Genomic DNA, 1,160 nt, shown 5'->3' with positions numbered 1-1,160 from the left:
GTTCGTGCACCCGCTTGGAGATGGCCGACTGCGATGTGTTGAGCTGGTTGGCTGCCTGCGCGAAGCCGCCGAGCCGGGCGATCCAGTACAGGGCTTCGAGTTGCCTGAAGGTCATCACGGGGATCTGTCTCCAAAGAAACGCTTTTCTTCATGTGATTCGATCACAAAAAATCGCTTTTGGAAATTTGTCCAGAGGCCGAAGATTCGCCCGATCCACCGTCATCGACTCTTCAAGGAACCCGCCATGGACTTCAAGAAACTGCCCCTCGCGCTCGGAATCGCCCTTGCCTTCACCTGCGGCGCCGCCAGCGCCCAGGACGGCGGCACGCTGCAGAAGATCAAGGAGAGCGGCACGATCCAGATCGGCGCGCGCGACAGCCAGATCCCGTTCTCGTACAAGCTCAGCGCCGACAGCGCGCCCATCGGCTTCACCAACGACATCTGCCTGAAGATCGTCGACGCGGTGAAGGCAAAGCTGGGCCTGGCCAAGATCGAGGTGCGCTACACCATGCTCAACTCGACCAACCGCATTCCGCTGCTGCAGAACGGCACCATCGACATCGAGTGCGGCTCCACCACCAACAACCTCGAACGCCAGAAGCGCGTGAGCTTCTCGCCCACGATGTTCGTCTCGGGCACCAAGGTGCTGGTGAAGAAGGGCTCGCCGATCAAGTCGTTCCGCGACCTCGCGGGCAGGAAGGTGGCCGTCACGGCCGGCACAACCAACGAGAAGACGCTGCGCGACCTGTCGGAGAAGTTCAAGCTGAACATCAACCTGCAGGTGACGCGCGACCATGCCGAATCGTTCGGGCTGGTGAAGAGCGGCCAGGCCGACGCCTTCGCCACCGACGACGTGCTGCTCTACGGCCTGATCGCGCAGGACGCCGCCAAGGCCGACTACGAGGTGGTCGGCGATTTCCTCTCCTACGACCCCTACGGGATCATGTACCGCAAGGGCGACTCGCAGCTGAACAAGGTGGTCGTCGACACCTTCCAGGTGCTGGCGGAGGACGGCGAGATCGAACGGCAGTACAAGCGCTGGTTCCTGCGCAAGCTGCCGTCGGGGGAAAGCATCAACCTGCCGATGAGTGCGCAGCTGGAGACGATCATCCAGACGATGTCGGTGAAGGCCGAGTAAGCCTTCATTCGGCTGCTACCGC

2 protein-coding genes are annotated in these 1,160 nt (G+C 61.8%); one reads left to right on the top strand and one right to left on the bottom strand.

Annotated elements, in window-relative coordinates:
- A partial coding sequence (locus ACSFA3_RS24820) for a LysR family transcriptional regulator (RefSeq protein ID WP_435508020.1) occupies positions 1 to 115 on the bottom strand: 115 nt, incomplete at its 3' end.
- Between the two features lie 129 nt (positions 116 to 244).
- On the opposite strand from ACSFA3_RS24820, the gene ACSFA3_RS24815 reads away from it, so the two are divergent.
- Positions 245 to 1,138 carry an amino acid ABC transporter substrate-binding protein gene (locus tag ACSFA3_RS24815; protein ID WP_435508019.1) on the top strand — a complete coding sequence of 298 codons (894 nt, stop codon included), beginning with the start codon at positions 245 to 247 and terminating at the stop codon, positions 1,136 to 1,138.
- Positions 1,139 to 1,160 lie beyond the last annotated feature (22 nt).

Origin of the sequence: Variovorax glucosi, from assembly GCF_051216695.1 — a bacterium.
Classification (GTDB): Bacteria; Pseudomonadota; Gammaproteobacteria; order Burkholderiales; family Burkholderiaceae_C; genus Variovorax.
Note: the sequence above shows the minus strand (reverse complement) of the source record. Positions and strands in the feature narration are given on the sequence as shown.